Below are 1,054 nucleotides of genomic sequence, written 5' to 3'. Positions count from 1 at the left end.
ACCGCGCCTCCAGGCCGTTCCGTCGTCACCTGCACGACGTGACCCGCGTTCGCGACGGCTGTCGCGTATCGACGTGGGAACGCGTCGGTAGCCTGGTCCGGTGAACTCCCGTCGTGCCTTCCTGATCTGGGGCGTCGCGGTCCTCGCGTACGTCCTCGCCGTCGTGCAACGGTCCTCGCTCGGAGTGTCCGGCGTCGACGCGCAGGACCGGTTCGCCGTCTCGGCGGCCGTCCTGTCGACGCTCGCCGTGGTGCAGATCGCCGTCTACGCGGGGCTGCAGATCCCGGTGGGGATCGCGCTCGACCGCGTCGGACCGCGCAGGCTCGTGCTCCTCGGTGCCGCACTGCTGGTCGTCGGACAGGCGATCGTCGCGGTGTCGCCCTCGATCGGGCCGGCCATCGCTGGGCGGGTGCTGGTCGGGGCCGGTGACGCGATGACCTTCATCTCGGTGATCCGCCTGGTACCGATGTGGTTCAGCGGCCGGATCCTGCCGCAGATCTCGCAGTGGACGGGCAACCTCGGGCAGATCGGCCAGGTCCTGTCGGCGTTCCCGTTCGCCGTGCTCCTGCACTCGGTGGGGTGGACCCCGGCGTTCGGCGTCGCTGCCGCGGCCAGCGCGGTCGGTCTGGTGCTCGCCGCCGTGTTCGTCCGGAACGGTCCGGTGCCGGTGCGGACCGACACGATCCCGCTGCCGCACTCGTGGGGTGCCGCGTTCAGCACCTTCGGGCACGCGCTCCGGCGCCCCGGCACACAGCTCGGGTTCTGGTCGCACTACGTCACGCAGTCCTCGGGCACGGTGTTCTCGCTGCTGTGGGGCGTCCCGATGCTCCGGGGACTCGGGTACTCCCCGGGCGAGGCGGCGGGCTTCCTCACGATCATCGTGGTGGTCGGGTTCGTCGCCGGCCCGGTGCTCGGCGTGCTCTGCGCACGGTTCCCGATGCGCCGGTCGAACCTGGTGCTCGGCGTGGTCGTGCTGCTCGCGGTGCTCTGGACGGCGATCCTGCTCTGGCCCGGGCACCCGCCGACCTGGCTGCTCGTGCTGCTCGTCGTCGCG

Annotated in this window: 1 protein-coding gene; it reads left to right on the top strand. The window is 71.8% G+C overall.

Annotated features, from left to right (window positions below):
• Positions 1–100: 100 nt before the first annotated feature.
• The coding region (locus BIU95_RS12455) for a nitrate/nitrite transporter (protein ID WP_071251817.1) at positions 101–1,054 on the top strand (954 nt) is incomplete at its 3' end.

It is taken from the genome of Curtobacterium sp. MCBA15_007 (genome assembly GCF_001864905.1).
GTDB lineage: Bacteria > Actinomycetota > Actinomycetes > Actinomycetales > Microbacteriaceae > Curtobacterium > Curtobacterium poinsettiae.
The sequence above is the reverse complement of the archived record's forward strand: the minus strand, read 5'-3'. Positions and strand labels throughout refer to the sequence as shown.